At 44.6% G+C, this 934-nt stretch carries 1 protein-coding gene; it reads left to right on the forward strand.

Annotated features, from left to right (window positions below):
* Nucleotides 1-934: fibronectin type III domain-containing protein (locus A3729_RS28830; RefSeq protein ID WP_197476246.1), on the forward strand; the 934-nt coding region annotated here is incomplete at both ends.

The following is a 934-nucleotide window of genomic DNA, read 5'->3' on the forward strand; positions in this document are numbered from 1 at the left end:
TCAGGCAGATGTCCATTCATTAGATAAAGATGACCGCGCTTCTGAAACACTAAGTACCAGTTTTACAACGCTTGCTGTACCGGATTATCGGGCACCCTTGATACTAGAAGGCCCTTATGCATCAAATATAACGCATGAGCAATTTACCTTATCTTTGTGTGCAGATGAGCCGGTTAGAGGCTCGATATATGTTGATGATCAACACTTCACTCTTTCGGATTTAGCGATTTGCCATCAAATTCTTATCGAAAGTTTGAGTCCGAATACTGCGTACACAGTTATTGCTGAAGTAAGTGATGAGCAAGCTAACGGCCCTACAACAAGTCAGGCAATGACTGTCACCACCCTGCCCGCCCCCGACATCAGCGCTCCGAACATCTTACTGATGCCAATGGTTATTGATATTTCCGATACCAGTGCGACAGTTATCTGGACGACGGATGAAGCATCAACAAGTGGTGTATCTTATAACGATGGCAGCCAATACCATGTGGTAAGTGATCAACGTTTTGTCTTAGAGCACTCAATGCCTTTGGCAGATCTTTTACCTGAAACAGAATATACCTTAACGGTATCTTCCACAGACAGGCATGGAAACGGCCCGACTATCAGTACGCCGATAACCTTTACAACCCTGGCCTCACCAGACACCATGGCACCCATTATTATCGGCAGCCCATTAATACAGAATATTACACATCAAAGCGTCGTCATTCGCTGGAAAACTAGTGAGCCTGCAACGACTCGTCTAGTAATCGGTACTTCGATAGATGAGCTTGAGCAAATTGAAAGTAAAAACGGTTTAAGGGCTTCGCATACTTTGCCAGTGACCGGCTTACAGCCTGATACATTTTATTACTTCCAAGTTCAGACCGCTGATGCGCAAGGTAATCTTGCAATGAGTGAGGTTATGTCCTTCCGCAGTAAAGTTAGA

Source organism: Oleiphilus sp. HI0043, from assembly GCF_001634935.1.